We start from the raw sequence: 22,068 nt of genomic DNA on the forward strand, positions 1-22,068 counted from the left end.
TTAGTATAACAGAGCAGTACCCATTTTACAAATAAAAAACGATCCTCCCCGCTGCCGCATCCGGGTCGAATCGCTATCACTGCCTTTTTATGAAACGGAAATTTGTTTCTCCACGCGAATGTCCGCCGCCGAACGGTTCATTTCGTCGATGCGCACGTACTTGTAATTCCGGGCCCACAGCTCTTCCAGCACCTTCTGCAAAGCTTGCAGCATATAGGCCGGCGCATCGGAATTAGCCCCGAAAGTCTCGCCGCAGTCGTGAAGCAGAACGACCGAACCGTCTGTGCTCATTCCGTACGCGTGCCGAAGCGATCATGCATTAGCATATGTAACCGACCGGCTCTCGTGTGTCGGCACGTAATGGTGCCGCGTTTCCAAAATTGCATTCAGCGTGTGAAACGCGCCATGCTTCGAATGGGAAGACTTCACCTTCTTCTTTAAGGAAGCAAGCAGCGCCCTGTTGTCAATTACTTGCAGCAGTTGTCTTTTCAAATCCGCCGCATTTTTAGCTTCGAGCGCTGCGCCAAGGCCGACAAGATAGGCCGCATTGTCCTGCTCCTGCCCGGGAATCGGTTTGTACAGCATCATCGGCAGCTCAAGCGCCAACGCCTCCGATACCGTCAGGCCTCCCGGCTTCGTAACGATCAGATCGGATAAAGCCATAAGCTCGTGCACGTGATCCACAAAACCTGTGATCAGCACCCGATGGCGGGTTTTGTGACCCCCGAGCTCGGCTTCAAGCAGCTGTTTCAGCTTTTCATTGCGCCCGCATACGAAAATAAATTGAACCGTGGAAACGAGGTCTTCCGATTGCAGCACCGACAAAAATTGCTTGCCGATCAAACCGTGCCCTCCGCCCATCACCAGCACCGTAGGCAGTTCGCGGTCCAACCCGTGCTGATCCCTCAGCGAGGTCCGGTCGTACTGCTGCATAAAAGGCAGCCGGATCGGAATTCCCGTCACAATAATTCGCTGCTCCGGTATCCGGTAGCGCAGAAGCGCCTGCTTCACATGCCCGGCGCCTACCAGATAGCGGTCCGTACAAGGGTGAATCCAGTAGCTGTGCGCCGTATAATCCGTGATGACCGTAACCGTAGGAACCTCCGTCAGTCCGTTCGCTTTCAAATAAGACATCGCCGCGGCAGCGCCGGGAAACGTGCTGACCACCTCCGTCGGCCTGACTTCGCGAAGAAGCTCCAGCATGCGGTCGGTGCTGAACGATTTCATCCGTTTGAACATGTTGGAAAACGTATTGTCATCTCTCGTTTTGCGGTACAGATAGCCATACAGCGAAGGAAGGCTTTTCACCCATTGCATGTAGCAGTACTTCCCGACCGAATGCAAATAAGGATGCGTCCATTCCAGAAAATCCACCACTTCCACTTCTACGTCAGGGCGGTAATGACGAACCGCCTCTACAATCGCCTGAGCCGCTTTATTGTGTCCGTCACCCAGGGCGCCGGTAAGAATCAAAATTTTCTCTCTCTGCGTTTTCATCGTTTCCTAGGACCCCCTTCAAATGCTTTTGCAGTACCCGCGGTACCCACAGAATGTATGGTTCTTGCAGCCGCTGCCAGCTTCTCTGTTCCCATTGTGCCCATTAATCCCGCCGTTTCTACAGGAAAAGCAGGAGATTTGCCGGCAAAAAATTTGCCGAGCCAACCTTTGCACCAACGATTCACCACATAAATGACACCTTCCGCAACCAAAACGGCGCCAACGATATCCAGCAAAACATGCTGCTTCACAAATTGGGTCGAAATGATGATTACAACAGAAATCACCGTGACAATAAACTTGTAAAACTTCGGAATCACCGCCGAACCGACAAACGCTTTCATCATCAGATAAGCCGTAAGCACATGCGTGCTGGGAAAACAATTCAGCGGTTCATCCGTGCTGTAAACAAAGCCCACCAACCTGTCCAGAAAGCCATCCCCCGTCAGCGCCGGGCGCGGCACATAAGTCTGATACACGGCATACACGCCGTAGCAAATCAACAAACCAAGCAAAAACTTCACCAACGTTTGGAAATAAAGCTCCTTATGCTTGACAGCAAGGTAAACAAACGTGACAAAAAGGAACGCGTACCAGCTTAAATAAGGCACAATAAATATTTTGAGAAAAGGGATCTGATGGTCCATGTCGGTAACCAGACTGTGCGCCGGTCCGCCGGCATGATTCAGATAAACATATATCATTCCCACCAAAGGAATGGAAAGCAGCCAGCTTAATGTTCGCAAATACAATCCCAACGATTCCTTCACCAGCATCCCCTCCTCGAAAACAACTCATTGCACCCGGCGCCCGGATGCGTTTCCCGTTGTTATTTGTTTTCATCATAAAGGAGAATCACGATCGCCAAAACGCACTTTGGTTGTGTATTGTCTTAGACAAAGGTCCGAAGGAATCCCCGACCTAAGACCAGCTTTATGGAAAAAATGGGCAAAATCAGCGGGACAGCCCTGCTTTCATTTTACAGTTTCATATATGATAATACAATTTTTAACAGGCATTTTAATTGGTAAAAATCCGGCTCTGCAAAATAAATATCCACAAAACTGATAGCTGTGGACAAGAGAAGTTGTGGATATGTGCATAGGATTATCCGAACTTATACACAAGAGGCTTTTGGGATATGTTGATAATGTGTATAAATTGTGAATAAGTCATTTTAGGGGATAGAATTGCGGGAAGCTTTTTCGGCGAGTTGCGGGTGGAACATTTTCCAATATCGTACCGTCTAACCGTATTGAGGTGAAGCGCTATGAAAAAAACGCAAATTTTGTGGGGAATCATGCTAATTCCATTGTTGGCCGGATGTTCAGTCATCGTAATCAAGGAAAATCAAGCATTGGAAAACCGCCGGGAACCTGCTGCGTCCATCGAAAGCGGAACGGTTAACGGACCAAAATTAGAGAAAGGCGTTCCGGAAATGAAAACAATGAAGCCCCAGCCCGTATCCGGACTTTTTAAAACTTCGCTGGAATTGAAACAAGAGAACGGGAAAATAAAACTGGACTTTTCTTTGCAGAACGTTTCAGGGAAAGACCTGCAAATTTCATACGGTTCGGGACAAAAGTATGATATTTGGGTCTATAACGAACAAAATGAAGAAGTTTACAAATGGTCGATCAATAAAGCATTTACCCAAGCTTTGATCGTGAGGGGTTTCAAGGATGCGGAGAAGCTCACGTTTAACGAGGAATGGAATCTGAATGACAAGCAAAATCATCCGGTTCCGCCCGGCAAATATACAATCGCCGTCAAAGTGATGATCGGATTAGACTCCGTGTCAATCAGCGATGACGATCTGACGGATAAAATAACAGTCGAATTATAGAACGCCGCGGCGCGTACAGCTCCCAGCGCGCGGTGTTGCGCCGCATGACGACGGTCGATCAAGCCGGGAAAAGGGAACGGGAAGAGGCGCGGCGGGAAAACGTTCGGGAAGGCGCGTTGATGCACGTCATGGGGCATGGAGCAAGTTCAAACACGCCGAGGAACAGGGAGCGCGATCAAGAACACCAAGGAGCAGGAAGCCGCTTGGGCTTTCCTGCTCCTGGTGTATTATGCGGTTGCATTGCGCCAGCCGCCTGAGGCGGTAATGTCTTCCGCGTCCGCAGCCGCGTAAGCTTCGCATACGAACCCCGGCACCTCGGTGCCGTCGAGCAGCTCCACCCGGCCGATGCCCAGCGGTGCCGGGATCGAAGCGACAAAAGCGCCGAACGCCTCAAGCGGCATCGCCCACAGCTCCAGCCGGATGGACGCCCCGCCCTCCGGCCGCTTAATGAGACCGGGCTTGGCCGGAACCGTCGGCAGCTTCACCAGTTGATACTTCGCCGCGGTCAGCGCCTCGTTGAGAAATGTCGCGCTGCAGCTCAGCATCTGCCGCTCCAACGGATAGCCGCGCATGTGCAGGCCGCAGACTGCAACGCGGACCGCCGCTTCCGCCGCAGGCGCAGATTCCGGCGTCGCAGCCGGCTGCGCGCCAAACCATTCCGCCGCGCCGCCGAGTAGCCCTTCGTTCTCCGCGAGGGCGAACAAACTGATGCCGAACGGCGTCCGCTCCGCCGCTTCCCCCGCAGGGAGCGCAACCGCGCACAAATCGAGCAGATTGCAATGATTCGTGTAGCGCCCCATATCCCTGTTCGTCCCGACCGGGTCCTGGCGCACCTGCTCGCGGGTCCACGTCCCGCCGCAGGTCGGCATGACCAGCACCGCGTCCTGCAGCAGCTTCCTCGCTTCCAGCTTGAACCGCTGGAGCCGGTGCAGCGCTTTGAACACGGAGGCCGCGTCGTACTCCGCGGCGGCTCCCGAGCGCAGGATGCGCTCCGTCACCGGGAAGGCCGTGCCCGGGTTGGCCTCGATGAAGCTGCCCAAGGCAGCCCATCGCTCGGCCACCCAGGGGCCTTCGTAGAGGATCGCCGCCGCCTGCGTGAACAGCTCTGCATCCACATACTCGATGTGGATGTCCAGCCCTTCCAGCCGCCGGACCGCCGCGTCCCAGGCGCTGCCGTACTCGCCCGCGTACGGCCCGTAGAACGCGAGCGGCCCCGCCGGCAGGCACACCTTGGCAGGCCGGCGGGCCACAGGCTGCGGCAGACTGCGCGACCACGGGTCCGCGTCGTGGGCGCCCCGCGCCGCAGCATCCACAGCCAGCGCATCCGCGAGGCTGCGGCCGAACACCGTGACGCAGTCGAGACTCGCGCACGCCGGCACTACGCCTTTGGTCGGCCACGCGCCAAGACTTGGCTTGTAGCCGACCAGGCCGTTCAAAGCCGCGGGCACACGGCCCGAGCCCGCGGTGTCGGTACCGAGGGCAAACGCCGCTTGCCCGCGCGCCACGGATACGGCGGAACCGGCGCTGGAGCCGCCGCTGATCCATTCGGGGCGAAGCGCGTTGTGCGTTTCGCCGTAAGGGCTGCGCGTGCCGACCAGGCCTGTGGCGAACTGGTCGAGATTTGTTTTGCCGACGGGGATCGCCCCGGCGGCGATGAGCCGTTCCACCACGGCGGCGTGTTCTTCCGGCGTGTAGGCGTACTCCGCGCAGCCCGCCGTCGTCGGCACTCCGGCCAGGTCGATGTTGTCCTTGATCGCGAAGGGGATGCCCCAGAGCGGCGCATCCGCCGGATCGAGGAATGCCAACCGGTCCAGGTACGGCCGGACCCGCTCCATCGACGGCGGAGTGATCCATATATTCATATCGGCGTCTTCATCGGCGCGCCGGATTATTTCCCCGACGACTTCCGCAGGAGTAACCGTCCCGCTTTCATACATGCTCCGCAGCGCCGAAATGCTCAACTCGCGCGGAAGTTCAACCTTTTTCATAAGCGTGGCACCTCTTCCTTATTATTGGGCAATGCCGACAAGCAGCTGTCCGGCGTGAACCTGATCTCCCGGATTCACAAAAACCGTCGATACGCAACCGTCGCAAGGGGCGTGCTGCGGGAACTCCATTTTCATGCTTTCCAAAATGGCCAGCTTGTCGCCTTTCTTCACCCGCTCGCCCGGGGCGACGAGCACTTTCCAGACGCTTCCGGGCATAATGCCGCGCACGCCGACCGTTCCTTCGGGAAGCTCGTCTTCCGCGGGCGGTTTTGCCGTCTCCTGCTCCGCGACGTACTCGGCCAGCCCTTGAGCTTTCCAGTTTTCGCGCTCGGCCTGGAAGGAAGCCTGCTGCCGCCGGCGGAACGCCCCGGCACTCTCTTCAATCGAGCCAAGGAACTGCAGGTACTCGCCGAGATCGAATGTCGTCTCCGTAATGTCCGCTTCATACCGGCCGCGCAAAAAATCTTCCCGCAGCCGCAGCAGCTCATCCGCCTCCACGGGATAAAATTGAATCTGATCGAAAAAGCGCAGCAGCCAAGGCTTGCCGGGCTTGAAACTCGCCGTCGGCCGCAGCCTGTTCCACATTTGAATCGTGCGGCCGACGAATTGGTAGCCCCCCGGCCCTTCCATCCCGTAGACGCACATGTATGCGCCTCCGATGCCGACGGCATTTTCCGGCGTCCATGTGCGCGCGGGATTGTATTTCGTCGTTACGAGCCGGTGGCGCGGGTCGGTCGGTGTCGCCACCGGCGCCCCCAGATACACGTCGCCCAGACCGAGAACGAGATAGTTGGCGCTGTACACGATCTCGCGTACGTCTTCAATGCTGTCCAGGCCGTTGATGCGGCGGATAAATTCCAGATTGCTCGGACACCACGGTGCGTCAGGCCGCACGCCCTGCTGATAGCGCTGAATCGCGAGCTGCGTCGCGGGATCGTCCCACGATAGCGGCAAGCGCACGATCCGGGAAGGAACCCGGAACGATTCCAGCGGGGGAAGCCCGGCGTCGATCTCCACGATCCGCCGGCAAGCCTCTTTGACCGTCATTTGCGACGGATCGATATGAACCTGCAGCGAACGGATGCCCGGCGTTAAATCCAAGACGGGAATCGCATCGCTATCGGCAATGGCTTGCATAAGCGCCTGCACTTGAAAACGCAGCAGCAAATCCAGTTCCATTGCGCCGTATTCGACGAGCAGGTTTTGATCGCCGCAGCAGCGGATCGTCAGCGGGAACCTGCGGCCTGCCGCAAGCTCCACGAGCTTCGGGTACTCCGCGGTCAGCGCTTCATCTGCCAGCGGCAGCGCATCGCTTCCATAACGCGGGGCCTGCCCGCTGCCGACGGCTTGCAGCTGCTCTTCCTGCCGCTGCCGCAGCGCTTCCGCCTGCTCCAGCGTCAGCAGGCGGAAGCGCACGCTGTCGCCCGGGTGCAACTGGCCGATTTTCCATAGTTCCGCCGTCGCCGTCGTCACCGGACATACGAATCCGCCCAGACTCGGACCGTCCGGCCCGAGCAGGATCGGCATGTCGCCCGTCAGGTCAAGCGTGCCGATCGCATAGGCGTTATCGTGAATGTTGGACGGATGCANGAATCCGCCCAGACTCGGACCGTCCGGCCCGAGCAGGATCGGCATGTCGCCCGTCAGGTCAAGCGTGCCGATCGCATAGGCGTTATCGTGAATGTTGGACGGATGCAGCCCCGCTTCCCCGCCATCCTCCCGCGTCCAGAGCGGAGCAGGGCCGATCAATCGGACACCCGTTCTCGAACTGTTAAAATGCACTTCATAGCTAATTTCGGTCAGCTGCCGCAAATACTCGGGCTTAAGAAACTCTCCGGTGCAGTGCGGGCCCGGAATGACGCCGATCGTCCATTCCCGTGTCATGGCAGGGCGATAGACAAAATCAGGCTGAGTGACGGCGGCTGTATCGCTAGCTGTATCACCGTCCGCTCCCTTTCCGCTTTTGCTTACCCCGAGCACGTCACCGGGACGCAGGGCGCGGCCGCCGTGACCGCCGAAGCCCCCCAGCGTAAATGTGGCGGAGCTGCCGAGAATGTGCGGCATATCGAACCCACCTGCGACGAGCAGGTAAGTCCGCATCCCTTCCTTGGCCTCGCCAAAGCTCAGCACCTGCCCCCTGCCAGCAAAAACAGGACGATACATCGGAACCGCGGCCCCGTCAAGCTCGGCCTGCATGTCGGCCCCGGTGAGGCAGAACCGCATATCGCCGCGGAATTTGTAGGCGCCGCCGCGCAGCGTCAGTTCCACGCCGGGCGCGTCGTCCCCGTTGCCGAGCAGCCTGTTGCCGATGCGGAAGGACAGCGGGTCCATCGGTCCGCAGGGCGGCACGCCCACGTCCCAATGGCGGATGCGTCCCGGGTAGTCCTGCACCGTAGATTGAATGCCGCCGTCCAGCACTTCAAGGGCATGCTCCGACGGCTCAAAACCGTTCAGCAGCCGGGTATGCACATGGCCCTCCGCAACTTCCCGCTCCTGCAGCAGCGCTTGCAAATACTGCAGGTTCGTCGTGATGCCGTACATCCGCGTCTCTTCCAGCGCGCGGATCAGCTTGCGGATCGCATCAGCGCGGTCGGCGCCGCGGACGATAATTTTCGCCAGCATCGGGTCGTACAGCGTCGTCACGGTAATGCCGTCCCGCACCCAGGTCTCATTCCGCGCGCTGTCCGACATAACCGCCCGGTCCAACTGCCCCGCGCTCGGACGGAACTGCTGCAGGCAGTCCTCGGCATATATCCGGGCCTGTATACTGTGGCCGACCGGCTCCCGCAGCAGCGACTGCAAATCCTGCAGCCCGCCCTCCGCTTCGCGGACCATCCACTCGACCAGGTCGATCCCGAGCACTTCTTCCGTGACGCCGTGCTCCACCTGAAGCCTGGTATTAACTTCCAGGAAATAAAATTCGCACGTTTCGGGATCGTACAAAAACTCCACAGTGCCCGCGCTGCGATAGCCGACTTCCGCAGCCAGCCGCCGTGCGGCGGCGAACATCGCTTCGCGCACTTCCCCGGACAGGTTCGGCGCCGGGCTTTCTTCGATCACCTTCTGGTTGCGGCGTTGAATCGAGCAATCCCGCTCGCCAAGGGCGACAACTTCGCCGAAGCCGTTGCCGAATATTTGCACCTCGACATGCCGCGCTCTGGCGATGTATTTCTCCAGGAACATGCCGCCGTTCCGGAAATTCGTCTCGGCAAGATGACGCACGCCGTCATAAGCGGCGCGGAGCTCCGCCTCGTCGGCGCAGACGCGCATTCCGATCCCGCCGCCGCCGGCGGTGCTTTTCAAAATAACCGGGTAGCCGATTCGCCCGGCCTCCCGCAGCGCTTCTTCGAGCCCGGTGATGAGCGGCGTTCCCGGCAGCATCGGAACCCCCGCCCGTTCGGCGATCTCCCTGGCGGAATGCTTGAGGCCGAACATTTCCATCTGTTCCGGCGTCGGACCGATGAACACGATGCCCCGCTCGCGGCATGCACGTGCGAAATCCGCGTTTTCGCTGAGGAAGCCGTAACCGGGATGTATCGCCTGAGCGCCTGTTTCCAGCGCCGTTCTGAGAATGAGCTCGGCGTTCAAGTAGCTTTCTTTGGCCGGACCTTCGCCGATCAGCACCGCTTCGTCCGCATGATCGACGTGAAGGCTGTCCTGGTCGGCGCTCGTATATACGGCAACCGAAGCAATGCCCAGCCTGCGCAAAGTGCGTTCAATCCGCACTGCAATGGCTCCCCTGTTGGCGATCAGCACTTTGTCGAACATATGCGTCATCCCTCCCATATGAGCAGCCGGATCGGCGTCGGGTTGTAGGCGTTGCAAGGATTGTTGAGCTGCGGGCAGTTGCTGATGAGCACCGTCGTGCGTCCGTGCGATTGCATCTCCACATAAGCGCCGGGCGACGATACGCCGTCGTCGAACTTCAACCCGCCGTCCGGCGTTACCGGAACGTTCATGAAAAAGTTTACATTCGGAGCCAAGTCCCGCTTCGTATAAGCACCTTCCCGCTTCCCAAGCTGCAGCATGAACGTGTCCCGGCAGTTGTGCATCGATAGTTTGTCGTGGGAATACCGCACGGTATTGCTTTGAGCGGAGCAGGAACCGCCCACCGTATCATGGCGTCCGCACGTATCGGCGACAATCGTCACCAGTTTTTTGCCGGACTCGGCCCGAAGCACCGAACCTGCGGTCAAATACATGTTGCCTTGATCGGCGATGGTCGCCACTGCACTATAATGATCTTCCGGATGATCAGCGTCATAAAACAGCGTATCCGCCGCCTGATTGCCTTCCAGATCGACGATGCGCAGCACTTGTCCCGGCTCGAGATCATGCATCCATCCGTCTCCGGCCAACACCACCGCGTCATATATGGCATCTTCGGCCTTGCGGGGACTTTCCACTCGATTAAAAACCGTCATTGGGACTCCTCCTCGAAAATAATGTTCATTAAAAACCGGATAACTCGTGGTATTCCCAAGTATTTTCAAAAGCCCGGCGATTTTCCGGCCGGTAATTCACACAGTAATCCTGCACATCCACGGGCTCTGCGGCCTGAACTTCAAACTTTACGGGAACCGACGGATACGAGGTTCGCGGATCAAGCGGGTTCGGCGTATTGGACAGCACAAGCAAAATGTCCATTTCCGTACGCAGTGTCACAGTCGCACCCGCCTGGCAATGATTCTCGCTGAAATGCAGCACGCCCAAATCATCGCAGTATACTTTCGAGAACAAATTGACGACAGGCATCATGTCGCGCATGCCGAGACCATTGCGCACCAGTTCCACGGCGAAATTTTCCTGGCCGCTGCGAAGCCAACCGTTCCGCAGATCCTGGTAGTTCGTCGCCCCGTATTTGACATCGGTCGCCGCCCGACTTGTGTATCCGCACAGCGGATCGTGCCAACCGAGGCTGTCCTCGACAAAGCTGGCCAGCGCCCGCCCGTTATCGCTCATCAGCACGTTCCCTTTCGTCAAATGCGCCGTATGCTGCGCTTTCAGCGTATCCGGCATATTGTAGCGCTCCGTCAGCTCCCTGGCGTTAAACATCATCATCGAAACGTTCGCGCCCGATTCGAGCGCCGTAAAGCGCAGCAGCTTCCTTTTACCGATGACGCCCGACCATTTCCCTCCGGCATTAAGGGTCGTATTCCAAATGCTCCTCATCCTGACCAGCTCCTTTTCGCTTATGCGTGTAAACAAAAAGGAGACATCACGAGACTTTGTCGTCTCCATGATATCTCCCAGGTTTTTATCCTTCCGTGGCACTCTTCCTACAAAGAGCGGTTTACTCTCGGACCAGCCTGACATCCTATCTTTGGCAGCCAGCGGAACCCTAGTAAACAAAGCTATGCGGTTGTGTTAATTAAAGTAACACCATATCAAGCGATTGTCAATGAGGCTGGCGAAAAATGAGTAAATTTTGTCCGAACGCTTCTCAAACCGTTTTATTTGTGTTATATTAACTAACATAATTTTCTGATGTCTCATAATTCTTATGAAATAACAGTCAGTTCGAATTTTAAAGTCATGTATTGTGACATATATTTTGTTTTCTAGGGTTCCGCGGAAAAGCATCTCCGGCCAGGTCCGAGAGAAAACGCACAGCGCCGCTGTGTTCACGGAGGGACAAAAGCCCGGGAGGATATTCTTTTATGGATATCGCCCGGGCTTTTTCTTATGAGACTAACAACAAGGGAGAGTGCTGCTATCATGAAGTCCGAAGTCAAGCTTCGCCAAACTTTGAATCTGCGCCAAGTCGTCTATATGGGTTTGGCCTGGATGACGCCGATGATTTATTTCTCGATCTACGGGATCGCTTACGAAAATTCGCAGGGCATGCTGACCCAGGCGTATTCGCTTGCTTTTATCGCCATCTTTTTCACGGCGCACAGCTATGGCATTATGTCCAAAACGTACCCGACCTCCGGTTCCGCCTATACGTATACCGGCAAAAGCATCCATCCTTACCTCGGATTTCTGGTAGGCTGGGCGCTGCTTCTGGATTATTTGTTCTCGCCGATCATCGCCTGCCTGACGTTCGGCATTTATCTTCATGCGCAATTCCCTTCCGTGCCCGCTTATGTATGGATCGTCTCGCTAAATATCGTTTTGGCGGCCGTTGCGATAATCGGCATCCGCTTTTCGGCCAATCTCAGCAAAATTTTCGTATGGCTGCAAATCGTCTTCATCGCCGTGTTCTGTTTGTTCCTCTTTAAAAATCTTACCGGTTTTGCCGGCATTCATCCGCTGCAGCCCTTCGTTCAAACGGAGATCCCGTTTTCGGCTATTTTGGCGGGCGCAGCGCTGATTTGCTTCTCTTTTCTCGGTTTTGACACCGTCACTACGATGTCCGAAGAAACGATTGATTCACAAAAAACGATTCCAAGAGCCATTATGATCATCATTATTGCGGCCAGCATTCTTTATCTGGCGCCGTCTTATTTGACCCAGCTCGCCTATCCGAATCTGACTTTTCAAAATACGGACTCGGCCGGCTTTGAAATCGTCAAGCTCGTCGGCGGCGCGGCGCTTAGCTCCATTTTCATCACGGTACTTGTACTCGCCATCTTTACCCAGGGATTATCATCCGTGACCAGCGTCTCGCGCCTTCTGTATGCGATGGGGCGGGACTCCATACTGCCCAAACGGGTATTCGGCTCGTTGCACCCGAAGTTCAAAACCCCCGTCGTCAACGTCCTCATCGTTAGCGCCATTTCCCTGCTTGCCTTGGTCATCAGCCTCGATACGGCGGTGAAATTCGTTAATTTCGGCGCGCTGACCGCCTTCTTTTTTGTCAACATATCCGTCATCGTCAAGCGTTATGTCAAAGACCGGCAGCGTTCGTTCAAACAAACGGTCCTTTACCTTGCGCTGCCTTTGGCCGGAGCCGGATTTATCGGTTATTTGCTCTCGCTCCTCGACAAAAACGCCCTGTGGATGGGGCTCGCCTGGGTCGCTTTCGGCATCGTCTACCGACTGTTGACCGTCAAGCTTCCCGGGCATTCCCCAACGGGCGGAAAAATTAGAGCGGACATCCCGGCCGGACCTAGTTGGGGCCGAAGATGAAAGGCGGATCGACCTGCCGGGCCGCTAAATCGGCGGACGGGCAGTCCGTCGTTCAGCTTTTGGCGTACTGCTTGCCGCTGTAATCGCCTGGCTTGTTCCAGGAGGACGGAGTCCGGTTTTTCAAGGAAAACACGGCGCGAATGACAAAATAGGACAGAAGCACTCCGGCGGAATCGATCATCATATCATACAATCTGCCGTCCCGATTGAAGAAAAGCTGGAGAATTTCGGTAAGAACGGCGAACAGGATCGCAACCAGCATTGCCGGTTTTTGCTTCCGTATTAAGTAAAAGGCCAAAACGTCAATCATGCCGAAGCCGAGAAAATGGCCTGTCTTCACGATAATCCAAGCGGGATGAACTTCGGTCAAATCGAACAGAAACAGCTGCGAAAAATCCGGATGCGGATCGAAAGCAAACCGGACCGTATGGTTGTAGAACAAAGATTCGAGATTACTGGTGCATGTTAAAACGACAAGAATGACGGACCACAAACAAACCAAAAAAAGCCGGTATCGAACCTTCATTCCGTTCACCTTCCTCATCATTTTTTTATCCGTGGGATTAATAAAATGATAAGATCGTGAACTGAAGCCAGGCTGATAACCAGCTGAATAACACGTTAATATTCGCTTAAATATTTCTGAAAGTTCCAATATATGCCATAATCGGTGTGCAATAGAATAGGCTTGCAAGGGCGGTCGGCTAATCCTCTGTGAAAGGAGGATGATGCCTGTGACAGTATACGAGGCACTTATGATCATGCTTACGTTCGGACTACTTATCGTAGCTCTGCTGTCTTTCAGAAATAAGAAATAGACCGCCCTACCCAAGGTAACGGTCTATTTCTGATCGTGTTAACCTATCTAAAGCCTACCGCCCTTAAAAGCGGCTATTGCGCGGAGAGTCGTGTTACCAGCACGGCTCTCTTAGCATTGTACGCATGTCTTGAATCCAGTATACCACAAGGACAACGAAAATATAACCCACTATCCAATGACTTCTTACACTTCCGCCGCTGTCCTGACCCACATTTCTCCCAGCCAGGTATCGATCAAATACCACTCGTTCCATTGCTCGCGGGCGTTTACCTTTTGCGAGGATAGCCGGCCCGCAGGCTCCACATCAAGCGGGCTCCGGTAGATTGCCGTATTTTCCCGCAGTTCAATTTGCTTGTTCACCGGCTGGATCGGGGTTAAAGCGTGCCCAAGGAACACCCACCGCTCTCCAAGCCAGGTGTTCACTTTTCCCCAGCCACCCCTGACGGCGGCAACTTGCAAAGGCTGAGGCGACAAAGCAGACCGGGTACGGGTCATTTTGCCCTTGGAAAATTCATACAGCCAGGTTTGGATCGGCATGTAGATCCGGGATTGCCCCTCAACCTCCGGCTCTTCCACCCGGGCGGCCAAAGCCGAATTAATGCCCGCCGCGATCCCTCCGGTCAGTTTATTTAAATAACCGGGATCCGACAGCTTCCTGTCTTCCTGCGGATTTGTCATAAATCCCATCTCGACCAAAACCGTCGGCACCTTGGACCAATTGAATCCGGTCAAATCGGAGCGCGGCACGGCGCCCCTGGATACGGCTCCCGAAGCTGCTGCCGCTTCCCTTAAAATGATCTCCGCCGCTTCCTTGCTTGGAGCGTAAATCGCTTGAGTCCCCTCGCTCCATGCCGGATACAACACAGAGATGCCCTGCGTCGCTGGAGAGCTGTCGCCATCGGCGTGAATCCGCACGGCCAAATCTGCGTGAGCTTCGTTGCACATTTGTGCTCTTTCCGCATTCGAAATGTCGACGTTGTGGGACTCCCTGGTCATGACCACCTTGTAGCCCAGCAGTTCCAGCTCTTTTTTGAGCAGCAGCGAAGCTTCTAAGGTCAGCACATACTCCGGCTTTTTCGTGGCTACTCCCGTTGTCCCGGAAGACACTTTCGCTTTCATTTCCTTTGAATTCGGAGCGACGGGCTCCGGATCATTGTTTCCGTGCAGTTGATGCCCGGGATCCAGGCAAATAAGCTGCTCGCCCTGAGCTTTGGCGCTGACCGGCGCCGGCACCAGCGCCCCGAACAACAGGACGAGTGACAAACAAATAAAACCAAGACTGCTGCTGCAGCGTAAAAGGCGACTCCCCGATCTGTTCCGCATGTAAGTTTACTCCTGCCTTCAGCCTCCGCTTTACCCGTTTTCCGGTTCAGGAGGGGCTCCGATGATTGATTTTTGCCCGAATTGAGCTTTAAGCACTTTACACATGCAAATTATAAAATTTTTCTCGTAAAATGTCACTGCTGCTATGACCGCGGCTGCCCGGTGGAGTAAGGACGCCTCCCATTAACAGCTGTCCGGCCGAAGAAAGCGCTGCAGCAAAATGGCGCGCGAGGGGCTGTTCGGCGATACGGATGCGGATGCGGCATTTCCGGGCATCTGCTGCGGATCAAGCGGGCAAATCGCTTGCTGCTCAGCTCGCGAAGCGGCCGATTCCTGAATTTATTGCGCGTTATACGCATAAACTGTCCAAAACGGCTGGTTCGACCGACGGCGTTTACGGACGCCGAACTGTCGGCTCAGGCCAAAACGGAGCTGCCCGGACGGCTGGACGGCGAGTCCTGCGATTGTCTCGTACCGGCCGGCGTGTCCCCGCCCCAAACGTCCATGTCCGTTCAAGCCGCGGCTATCCAGCTGTCCTTTGCGGATTGTATATCCTTGTCTCGGAGACGATGGCTCATGCGATTTAAAGACGTTTTTTCCATTATCGGTCCTGCTATGGTCGGACCGTCAAGCTCCCACACGGCAGGAGCCGCCCGGATTGGCCGGGCGGCTCGCCAGCTTTTCGGCGGACAGCCTGCCGATGCGCACATTATTTTTTTCGGCTCGTTCGCCGCCACCTATGCGGGCCATGGCACCGACCGGGCGATTGTCGGAGGGCTGCTCGATTTCCGGCCTGATGATACCCGCATTTCGAATGCGCTTGAAATCGCCGGACAGAGCGGGCTGCACATTGCCTTTGAAATCGGCAAGGGCTTATATCCGCACCCGAACACAGCCAAGCTGATTCTTTCCGACCCAACGAAACAGAAGCAGCTCACTGTAGTCGGCACGTCCATCGGGGGAGGCAACATTGAGATCGTCGAAGTGAACGGATTCAGCGTCAAAATGACCGGCATTTACCCGACTCTGGTTTTGCAGCACCGCGATTGGACCGGTGTCATTGCCGATATCACCCAGCTGCTGCGCCAGCATGAAACGAATATCGGCTACATGTCCGTCGACCGCAAAAGCCGCAGCGGAGATGCCCTCACCGTGCTGGAACTGGACGGTCCGGTGACCACTGAGCTTATGGAGGAACTGCACCGTATACCGGCGTTGCAGTCGATACAAATCGTAGATTTGCAATAGGAGGTTGGACGTAATGAATTTTCGCACATTAGACGAGCTAGCCGCGTTAAGCCAGTCCAAGGCAACCGGCATTGGCAGGCTCATGCTGGAGGAGCAGTCCGCCGAGTCGGGACGGGATTCCCGGCTGGAATTCGCCAAGATGGCGGACTATTACGCCGTTATGAAAGACGCGGTGCAGCGCGGGCTGCGGGAAGATACGACATCGCGCAGCGGCTTGACCGGGCTGGACGCCCAGCGCGTCATGGCTTATCGGAGCCAAACCGAGCCCAATCTTGGCGGAGATGCGAGCCTGGCCATGGCCTACGCTCTGGCCGTCTCGGAAGTGAACGCGTCCATGGGGAGAATCATCGCAACGCCGACGGCCGGCTCGTGCGGCATTATTCCCGGCGTGTTCGTCAGCTGTCAGCAAAGGTTCGGCTGGAGCGACGAACATATGGTGTACGGCTTATTCGCCGCAGGCGCTATCGGCTACGTGATCGCCAACAACTCTTTCGTCTCCGGCGCCGAAGGCGGCTGCCAGGCTGAGGTCGGCTCCGCCATCGGCATGGCGGCCGGCGCGCTGACCGAACTGCGCGGCGGCACGCCCGCACAAGCGGTTCACGCCGTCGGCCTCGCGCTGAAAAACTCGCTCGGGCTCATCTGCGATCCCGTAGGCGGGCTCGTCGAAATCCCCTGCATCGTCCGCAACGGCTTCGGCGCCGTCACCGCCCTCGCGGCAGCGGATATGGCGCTCGCCGGTGTGCGGAGCGTCATCCCGTCTGACGAGGTCATCCAGGTGATGCTCGAGGTAGGATCGGCGATGCCGGAGCAGCACCGCGAAACGGCCGGCGGCGGCCTGGCCCAGACGCCGACAGGCCGCCGCATCATGAACGACTTGAAAAAACGCTGATCATGAGCAGCGATGGAGAACCTTGAGAAAGCGCGAGAGTGTTGAAACTCGCCCGCTAGAACCAGCACGGACAACGCGGGGAAAGCCTGCGAAAGTGCAGGTTTTGCCCGTGGATACGCTTGAAGTGAGAGGGCACAAGGTGGTTGGCAGGGAGAACCCTGCGAAAGTGTAGGTTTCTCCCGTGGATACGCTTGAAGTGGAGGGCACAAGACGGTTGGCAGGGAGAATCCTGCGGAAGTGTAGGTTTCTCCCGTGGATGTACTGAAGTGGAGGGAACAAGGTGGTTGGCAAGGGAAAGCCTGCGAAAGCGCAGGTTTTTTTCATAAAAGTGGTTCATTTTGGCGAAAAGCCTGCAATTGTGCAGGAATTTTCGATGAAAATGAACCTGAGCCCATGTTCGCGGCGAAAAGCCTGCACATTTGCAGGAATTTGTCGTAGCCAGCGCATCAACCGAGCAAAAACTGCACTTTTGCAGGTTTTCTTCACGCAACCGGGCGGATTGGGCGACCTCCCTTAGCATGGGTTACTGGGCAGCCTGACAGGCGCAGGTTTTGCGTGCTCGGTGTTGCGCTGGGAGGTACGGGGAGATGTTGCGCCGAGGGCTGTTGCGCCAGGAGCTGTTGCACCGGGGAGATGTTGCGCCGAGGGCTGTTGCGCCAGGAGCTGTTCCACTGGGGAGGTGTCGCGCCGAGAGCTGTTGTGCCGTGGGCGCGCGGTGCGGCACTTTTCGCAGAAGAAGCCTGCATTGTTTCAGCTTTTTCAGGTGCCAGCCGGGTCCCGCCCTCCTTCGGCGATGAGATAAACCTCTATCGAGGTCTTTCGAAGATGTGGGGCTGCACTCAGAGGCAGATTTATTCGCCAATCAGAACGATTGTCCTACTATCCCACGCGCTTAGCGCTGCATATGGCAACAAAAAAACGCCCCCACACCTAAAAGGTTTGGGAGGCGTCTTTTTTTATCGGCTCATTGGCTGCTGTCGCTAGTGAGACAACGATCGAGCAGCGTCGCTACTTCAGCGCGGGTAATGGTATGCGTAGGTGCGAAGTTTCCTTGTTCGTCCCCTTGAATTAAGTTATGTTGAACCGCAGTTGCGATATATGGACGGAGAGCGGCAGGAATGCTGTCGGCATCTTTGAATTTCTCTTTAAGCAGTTTGTCGGCGGAAGCCGTGTCCATCAAAGTAGTCGAAGGCTTGTTCTTCAAAAGTATTTTTACGAGACTGACCGCTACATCTTGCCGCTTCGCTCCGTCGGTCGGATTGAAGGCCGAATTGCCGTTAGCGTCGGTTTGCGGATCGAGGTAATCTTTTACCGCGGCAATGTTGTTGTAGGACCATCTGTTTTTCTGCACATCCGAGTAATTAGGAGTTTTCGAAGTGTCCGCAGTTAAATTAAAGCCTCTGGACAGCATCGCAGCCAACTCTTCGCGTGTGACGGTCGAGTCCGGGTTAAAACGCTTGTTCTGGTCCCCCTGAAGAACGCCTCTGCCTACCAGATCATTGATGGACTTGTTAGCCCAATGATTTTTAATATCGATCAAACCTTTATCGTCGTTGGATTGGGAGCCCGCTGCTGTTGTCGCTGTATTATTGTAGACAGGGTCGGTCTTTTGCGTTTGCCAATTCCAATTCGCCAATGTGTTTGCGAGGTTTGCATTATCGATTTGCTGGTTCAAACGGTCGGGAAAAGCGGCTTTTTGCTTGTCGGCCTGATCCTTGGTAAGCGTGCCGGCATTAACGTCGGAGTCGATGGAAGTGTTAACGGCATCCTTCAGCTTTTGTAGAAAAGCGTCTTTGCCGAATCCTTTATCAGAAGCTATTTGTGATAGCGTTCTGCCTTTTTTCAATTCCGTAGTCATTGCCGCCTCGTCGACCCCGAGCAGCTTGGCGCCTTCTTTGACCATTCTGCTGTCCTGATTTGCGGATGTGTCGGTTGCTGCGCTGTACTTCGAAGTCGGCGTTGCCGCGTAGGCTTGACTATTGAGAAGGACGCTGCCTGAGCTGAACAGGCAAGTAGTAAGAAGAGTGCCGGCGATGATTTTTTTGCTTAGTGCTTTCATGATGTAGTTCCACCTCTCGGATAAGTTATTGTTTCTTACAAGGACAAGTATAGACCCCTAACCTGAATATCCCCTGAGCCTGCCCTGAAGAGACAATGAGAACTGCCTGAGAATCCCCTGAATCCGGCAAAAGCGCCAAACTGCGCTGAAGAGGGCCAAATGACGGTAAAAAAAGAAAAAGCATCATCGGCGGCAGGTTTACGGGAAACCGCTGCGATCATGCTTTTTCAATCCATACGTATCGCTCTTGTACTGGGCAAAGCTTCATACGCTCTTCTTCATATTCTCTTTACCGCGTTCCTTCAATATAAGCATCTCCAGATAATCGAGCAGGCGCGTACGGAGGCTTTTTCTTTGCAGGCCCATTTCTACGAATGCCTTCATATATCCGAATTTGTCTCCGATATCATATCTTTCTCCGTTCAGTTGGAGCGCGAGCAGCCCCTCGGTACGGCATACTTCGCGCAGCGCGTCGGTAAGCTGGTATTCGTTGCCGGCCCCTCTCTCGATCCTTCGCAGCGCGTCAAACACCGCTGGCTTCAAAATATATCTGCCCATCACCGCCATATTGGACGGCGCTTGATGCGGAGCCGGCTTTTCGATCATGTCGCGCACGGAATACGTTCGGTTGAGGTTTCTGACCGGATCGATGATGCCGTATTTGCTCACCTCGTCCGGCGGGACGGGCTGTACGCCTACAATATTCATATCCGCGGTTTCGAACAGCCGGATCATCTCCTGCAGCACCGGGGTATCGCTGACCATGATGTCGTCGCCGAGCAAAACGGCAAACGGTTCATTGCCGACAAACGGCTGCGCGCAAAGGATGGCATGGCCCAATCCGAGCGGTTCCTGCTGTCGGATATAATGAATATTCGCCATCTGATTGATGTTCTGTATTTCTGCGAGCAGCTCGCTTTTGCCTTTTTCGCGAAGAATTTGTTCCAGTTCAACGGATTTATCAAAATGATCCTCGATCGACTTCTTATTACGCCCCGTCACAATCAAAATACTTTCAATTCCCGATTGAACGGCCTCTTCCACAATATATTGAATGGCCGGCTTGTCGACGATCGGCAGCATTTCCTTAGGTTGAGCTTTGGTAGCGGGCAATATGCGCGTTCCCAAGCCTGCGGCAGGAATAATAGCTTTCTTGATTTTCATTTTGATACACTCCTTGTCTCGGATTAGGATTGAATTTCGTATAACGTCATCGAACTGCCCATGCGCATTGGCGCACCCTGGCCCTGCGTCGTGTCTTGAGTTGTGCTCGAAGTTGAGTTCGAAGCTGCCGCAGCCGAGGTCTGCCACTCATCGGTCGAAACCACGGTGCCGTTTTCTTGAATCCAGTTCGTCAGCTCGGAGCTGTCGCCGCCCGGGGAACCCGATCCCTCGAGCAGGAAGTATTTGACTTCTTTGTTTTTCACTAAAGTTTTAAGTTGATCCAGCGTCAAAATCGGGTCGGACCCCGAAAAGCCGCCCATCGCCATAACCGGCTTGCCGGATTCGATAATATAAGGCGCTGCCGACGTGGCGCGCATTGTGGCGAATAAATATTTTTCGCCGGTGTTGTGCTCGATCAAATATTGCAGCAGCTTGGCGTTCACTTCTTCTTGCCCCATGCCTGCGCCCTGTGACGAGGATTTCAACTGAGGCCCCGCTTCAGGCAGCATGCTGTTGCCGCCGTACATAAGCGGCGTAGCGGACCAATACAGCGGAACGACCAGCAGGACGAGCAGTCCGGCAGCGGCGGCGATCCGGTTCCATTTCGCTTTTTGCGTGCGCAGACCGAGATATGCGGATACCAGGACGCCCGCTGCGCCGATCCCTATGGACCAGCCGATACCGATTTGACTCGTATAATCGGACATGATGTATAGCTGAAGCGCTGTCGTAGCGAGAACGCCCGACGGCAGCAGCCACATCCGCCAGCCGGCCTTATCGCAGTAAAGCCTCCACATTTCGACCCATCCTGCTCCGACAAGCGCTGCGATCGAAGGAGCGAGCATGATCAGGTAGTATTGATGGAAAAAGCCTGCGACGCTGAAGAATGCCATGGCGGGAAGCAACCATGCGAGCCAGAACAGCGTTTCTTTCTGTTTGTCCGTCAGCGGCTTTCTGCGGTGGATGCCTGCAAGCAGCCCGGCGGAGCCAAAGGCTGCAAAAGGGATCAGCCAGCTGATCTGCCCGGACAGGCCGGATTGGAACAGCCGCAGCGGTCCGACGCTACCCGTGCCGAATGCGCCGCCGCTGCCGCTGCCGCCGCCCATCGGTCCGCCGCCACCATCGCCGGCTCCGGGCCCTTGCCCGCCGCCGAACCCGCCCGGCGGCATATTGCCGCTGCCGGCTGCATCGCCGGCCTGCGGTCCGACCGCGCTTCCGTCGGCTGAAGCGCCGGTGCTTGCAGCGGAGGCTGTGCCGTCGCTGCCGCTTTGCCCCTGCTCGGTGGCTGTGCCGTCCGCCGCCGGAGCTTCTTTCGGCGCGCCCCCGCTGCCGCCGCCACCGACTATCCCGGAGCCCGTTAAACGGGATACGCCGTTATACCCGAAGGCCAGCTCCAGGACGGAGTTGGTCTGGCTGCTGCCGATATACGGCCGGCTGTCTTTGGCAATCGAGTCTACCGTCACCGCCCACGAGACGGATATCGCGACAAGCAGGACGGTTGAGGCGGCAAGTACGGCCAGTTTCTTTTTCCAGTTGGCGCGAAAAGCGATCAAGTACAGCAAGTAAAAAGCAGGTACAACCATATACGCTTGAAGCATTTTTATGTTGAAAGCGAGGCCGACCGTGCCGAAGGCGGCTGCGACCCATCCCCACTTGTGATTGCGGATGCCGCGCAGCAGCATCCAGACGGCGAGCAGCAAAGTGAATACGAGCAAGCTGTCCACGTTGTTCGTTCGGGCAACCGCTACCGCAATCGGCGTACAGGCAAAAACGAACGCGGCCATGCGGGCGGCAATCTTGCCGTAAGTCGGCTTCACTGTAAAATAGATCAGCAATACGGAACCGACACCGGCCAAAGCCTGCGGAAGGATGACGCTCCAGCCGCTAAGCCCGAACAAGTAAGCGCTGGCGGTCTGCAGCCAAAATGTAACAGGCGGTTTATCGACTGTAACGAAGCCTCCCGGGTCAAACGATGCGTAGAAAAAATTATGAAAGCTTTGAAGCATGCTGGTAACCGCCGACGTGTAATAAGCGTTGACATAGGTCTGGTTCCAAATGTTCCAGACGTTTAAAAAAGCCGATAACAAAACCGCTGCAACCAAAAAATAGTCCAATTTCCGCAATGATTTTGCGTGCATATTGCCCACCCCTTTGTGCCAA

Annotated in this window: 18 protein-coding genes and 2 riboswitches; of the genes, 6 read left to right on the plus strand and 12 right to left on the minus strand. The window is 55.9% G+C overall.

The features are described from left to right. Window positions 1-87 precede the first annotated feature (87 nt). The 3 genes from AC6RNO_RS33110 to AC6RNO_RS33120 are packed head-to-tail and all read right to left on the minus strand — an operon-like array spanning window position 88 to window position 2,267. The gene (locus AC6RNO_RS33110) at window positions 88-291 is read right to left on the minus strand and encodes a hypothetical protein (RefSeq protein ID WP_497108033.1); all 204 of its coding nucleotides are present in this window, start codon (window positions 289-291) and stop codon (window positions 88-90) included. A 21-nt stretch (window positions 292-312) separates the two neighbouring features. Beyond that, complete coding sequence (locus AC6RNO_RS33115; protein WP_497108034.1) at window positions 313-1,497, minus strand: MGDG synthase family glycosyltransferase; 1,185 nt, start codon at window positions 1,495-1,497, stop codon at window positions 313-315. Next, complete coding sequence (locus AC6RNO_RS33120; RefSeq protein ID WP_497108035.1) at window positions 1,494-2,267, minus strand: phosphatase PAP2 family protein; 774 nt, start codon at window positions 2,265-2,267, stop codon at window positions 1,494-1,496. The genes AC6RNO_RS33115 and AC6RNO_RS33120 overlap by 4 nt, the downstream gene beginning before the upstream one ends. Window positions 2,268-2,767: 500 nt before the next feature. Here AC6RNO_RS33120 and AC6RNO_RS33125 point away from each other — a divergent pair, with 500 nt between their 5' ends. Next, window positions 2,768-3,343 carry a BsuPI-related putative proteinase inhibitor gene (locus AC6RNO_RS33125; RefSeq protein ID WP_497108036.1) on the plus strand — a complete coding sequence of 192 codons (576 nt, stop codon included), beginning with the start codon at window positions 2,768-2,770 and terminating at the stop codon, window positions 3,341-3,343. 227 nt (window positions 3,344-3,570) lie between these two features. Here the strand turns inward: AC6RNO_RS33125 and atzF are convergent, their stop codons facing one another. The 4 genes from atzF to AC6RNO_RS33145 all read right to left on the minus strand — a co-directional run bounded on the left by atzF (window position 3,571) and on the right by AC6RNO_RS33145 (window position 10,503). Next, window positions 3,571-5,331, minus strand: a complete 1,761-nt coding sequence (gene atzF, locus AC6RNO_RS33130) for an allophanate hydrolase (protein ID WP_497108037.1) — start codon at window positions 5,329-5,331, stop codon at window positions 3,571-3,573. 21 nt (window positions 5,332-5,352) lie between these two features. After that, entirely contained in the window at window positions 5,353-9,099 is a 3,747-nt protein-coding gene (locus AC6RNO_RS33135) for an ATP-binding protein (RefSeq protein ID WP_497108038.1), read from the minus strand. A 5-nt stretch (window positions 9,100-9,104) separates the two neighbouring features. Beyond that, on the minus strand, window positions 9,105-9,755 hold the full coding sequence (locus AC6RNO_RS33140) for an urea amidolyase associated protein UAAP2 (protein WP_474684208.1): 651 nt from the start codon (window positions 9,753-9,755) through the stop codon (window positions 9,105-9,107). A 28-nt stretch (window positions 9,756-9,783) separates the two neighbouring features. Next, complete coding sequence (locus tag AC6RNO_RS33145) at window positions 9,784-10,503, minus strand: urea amidolyase associated protein UAAP1 (protein ID WP_497108039.1); 720 nt, start codon at window positions 10,501-10,503, stop codon at window positions 9,784-9,786. A 72-nt stretch (window positions 10,504-10,575) separates the two neighbouring features. Continuing rightward, a riboswitch (guanidine-I (ykkC/yxkD leader) is annotated at window positions 10,576-10,687 on the minus strand. 194 nt (window positions 10,688-10,881) lie between these two features. After that, window positions 10,882-10,982: riboswitch (guanidine-I (ykkC/yxkD leader) on the plus strand. A gap of 67 nt (window positions 10,983-11,049) precedes the next feature. On the opposite strand from AC6RNO_RS33145, the gene AC6RNO_RS33150 reads away from it, so the two are divergent. Beyond that, a complete protein-coding gene (locus AC6RNO_RS33150; RefSeq protein ID WP_497108040.1) occupies window positions 11,050-12,405 on the plus strand; it encodes an amino acid permease in 1,356 nt (451 codons plus the stop codon). A gap of 52 nt (window positions 12,406-12,457) precedes the next feature. Here the strand turns inward: AC6RNO_RS33150 and AC6RNO_RS33155 are convergent, their stop codons facing one another. Next, a complete protein-coding gene (locus AC6RNO_RS33155) occupies window positions 12,458-12,931 on the minus strand; it encodes a VanZ family protein (protein WP_497108041.1) in 474 nt (157 codons plus the stop codon). A gap of 202 nt (window positions 12,932-13,133) precedes the next feature. On the opposite strand from AC6RNO_RS33155, the gene AC6RNO_RS33160 reads away from it, so the two are divergent. Continuing rightward, on the plus strand, window positions 13,134-13,223 hold the full coding sequence (locus tag AC6RNO_RS33160; RefSeq protein ID WP_497108053.1) for a putative holin-like toxin: 90 nt from the start codon (window positions 13,134-13,136) through the stop codon (window positions 13,221-13,223). Window positions 13,224-13,408: 185 nt separating this feature from the next. On the opposite strand, the gene AC6RNO_RS33165 is transcribed toward AC6RNO_RS33160, so the two are convergent. After that, window positions 13,409-14,548 carry an N-acetylmuramoyl-L-alanine amidase gene (locus tag AC6RNO_RS33165; RefSeq protein ID WP_497108042.1) on the minus strand — a complete coding sequence of 380 codons (1,140 nt, stop codon included), beginning with the start codon at window positions 14,546-14,548 and terminating at the stop codon, window positions 13,409-13,411. 576 nt (window positions 14,549-15,124) lie between these two features. On the opposite strand from AC6RNO_RS33165, the gene sdaAB reads away from it, so the two are divergent. The 3 genes from sdaAB to AC6RNO_RS33180 all read left to right on the plus strand — a co-directional run bounded on the left by sdaAB (window position 15,125) and on the right by AC6RNO_RS33180 (window position 17,202). Continuing rightward, entirely contained in the window at window positions 15,125-15,796 is a 672-nt protein-coding gene (sdaAB, locus tag AC6RNO_RS33170) for an L-serine ammonia-lyase, iron-sulfur-dependent subunit beta (RefSeq protein ID WP_497108043.1), read from the plus strand. A 13-nt stretch (window positions 15,797-15,809) separates the two neighbouring features. Beyond that, window positions 15,810-16,685 carry an L-serine ammonia-lyase, iron-sulfur-dependent, subunit alpha gene (gene sdaAA / locus AC6RNO_RS33175; RefSeq protein WP_474684201.1) on the plus strand — a complete coding sequence of 292 codons (876 nt, stop codon included), beginning with the start codon at window positions 15,810-15,812 and terminating at the stop codon, window positions 16,683-16,685. 280 nt (window positions 16,686-16,965) lie between these two features. Further along, window positions 16,966-17,202: a hypothetical protein gene (locus tag AC6RNO_RS33180; RefSeq protein ID WP_488436089.1), complete on the plus strand. Its 237-nt coding sequence runs from the start codon at window positions 16,966-16,968 to the stop codon at window positions 17,200-17,202. 447 nt (window positions 17,203-17,649) lie between these two features. Here the strand turns inward: AC6RNO_RS33180 and AC6RNO_RS33185 are convergent, their stop codons facing one another. The 3 genes from AC6RNO_RS33185 to AC6RNO_RS33195 all read right to left on the minus strand — a co-directional run bounded on the left by AC6RNO_RS33185 (window position 17,650) and on the right by AC6RNO_RS33195 (window position 22,046). Continuing rightward, complete coding sequence (locus AC6RNO_RS33185; protein ID WP_497108044.1) at window positions 17,650-18,744, minus strand: S-layer homology domain-containing protein; 1,095 nt, start codon at window positions 18,742-18,744, stop codon at window positions 17,650-17,652. Window positions 18,745-19,008: 264 nt separating this feature from the next. Next, window positions 19,009-19,908 carry a UTP--glucose-1-phosphate uridylyltransferase GalU gene (gene galU, locus AC6RNO_RS33190; protein WP_497108045.1) on the minus strand — a complete coding sequence of 300 codons (900 nt, stop codon included), beginning with the start codon at window positions 19,906-19,908 and terminating at the stop codon, window positions 19,009-19,011. A gap of 23 nt (window positions 19,909-19,931) precedes the next feature. Next, window positions 19,932-22,046: a glycosyltransferase family 39 protein gene (locus AC6RNO_RS33195; RefSeq protein ID WP_497108046.1), complete on the minus strand. Its 2,115-nt coding sequence runs from the start codon at window positions 22,044-22,046 to the stop codon at window positions 19,932-19,934. Window positions 22,047-22,068: the final 22 nt, after the last annotated feature.

The organism is Paenibacillus sp. sgz302190, assembly GCF_059820445.1.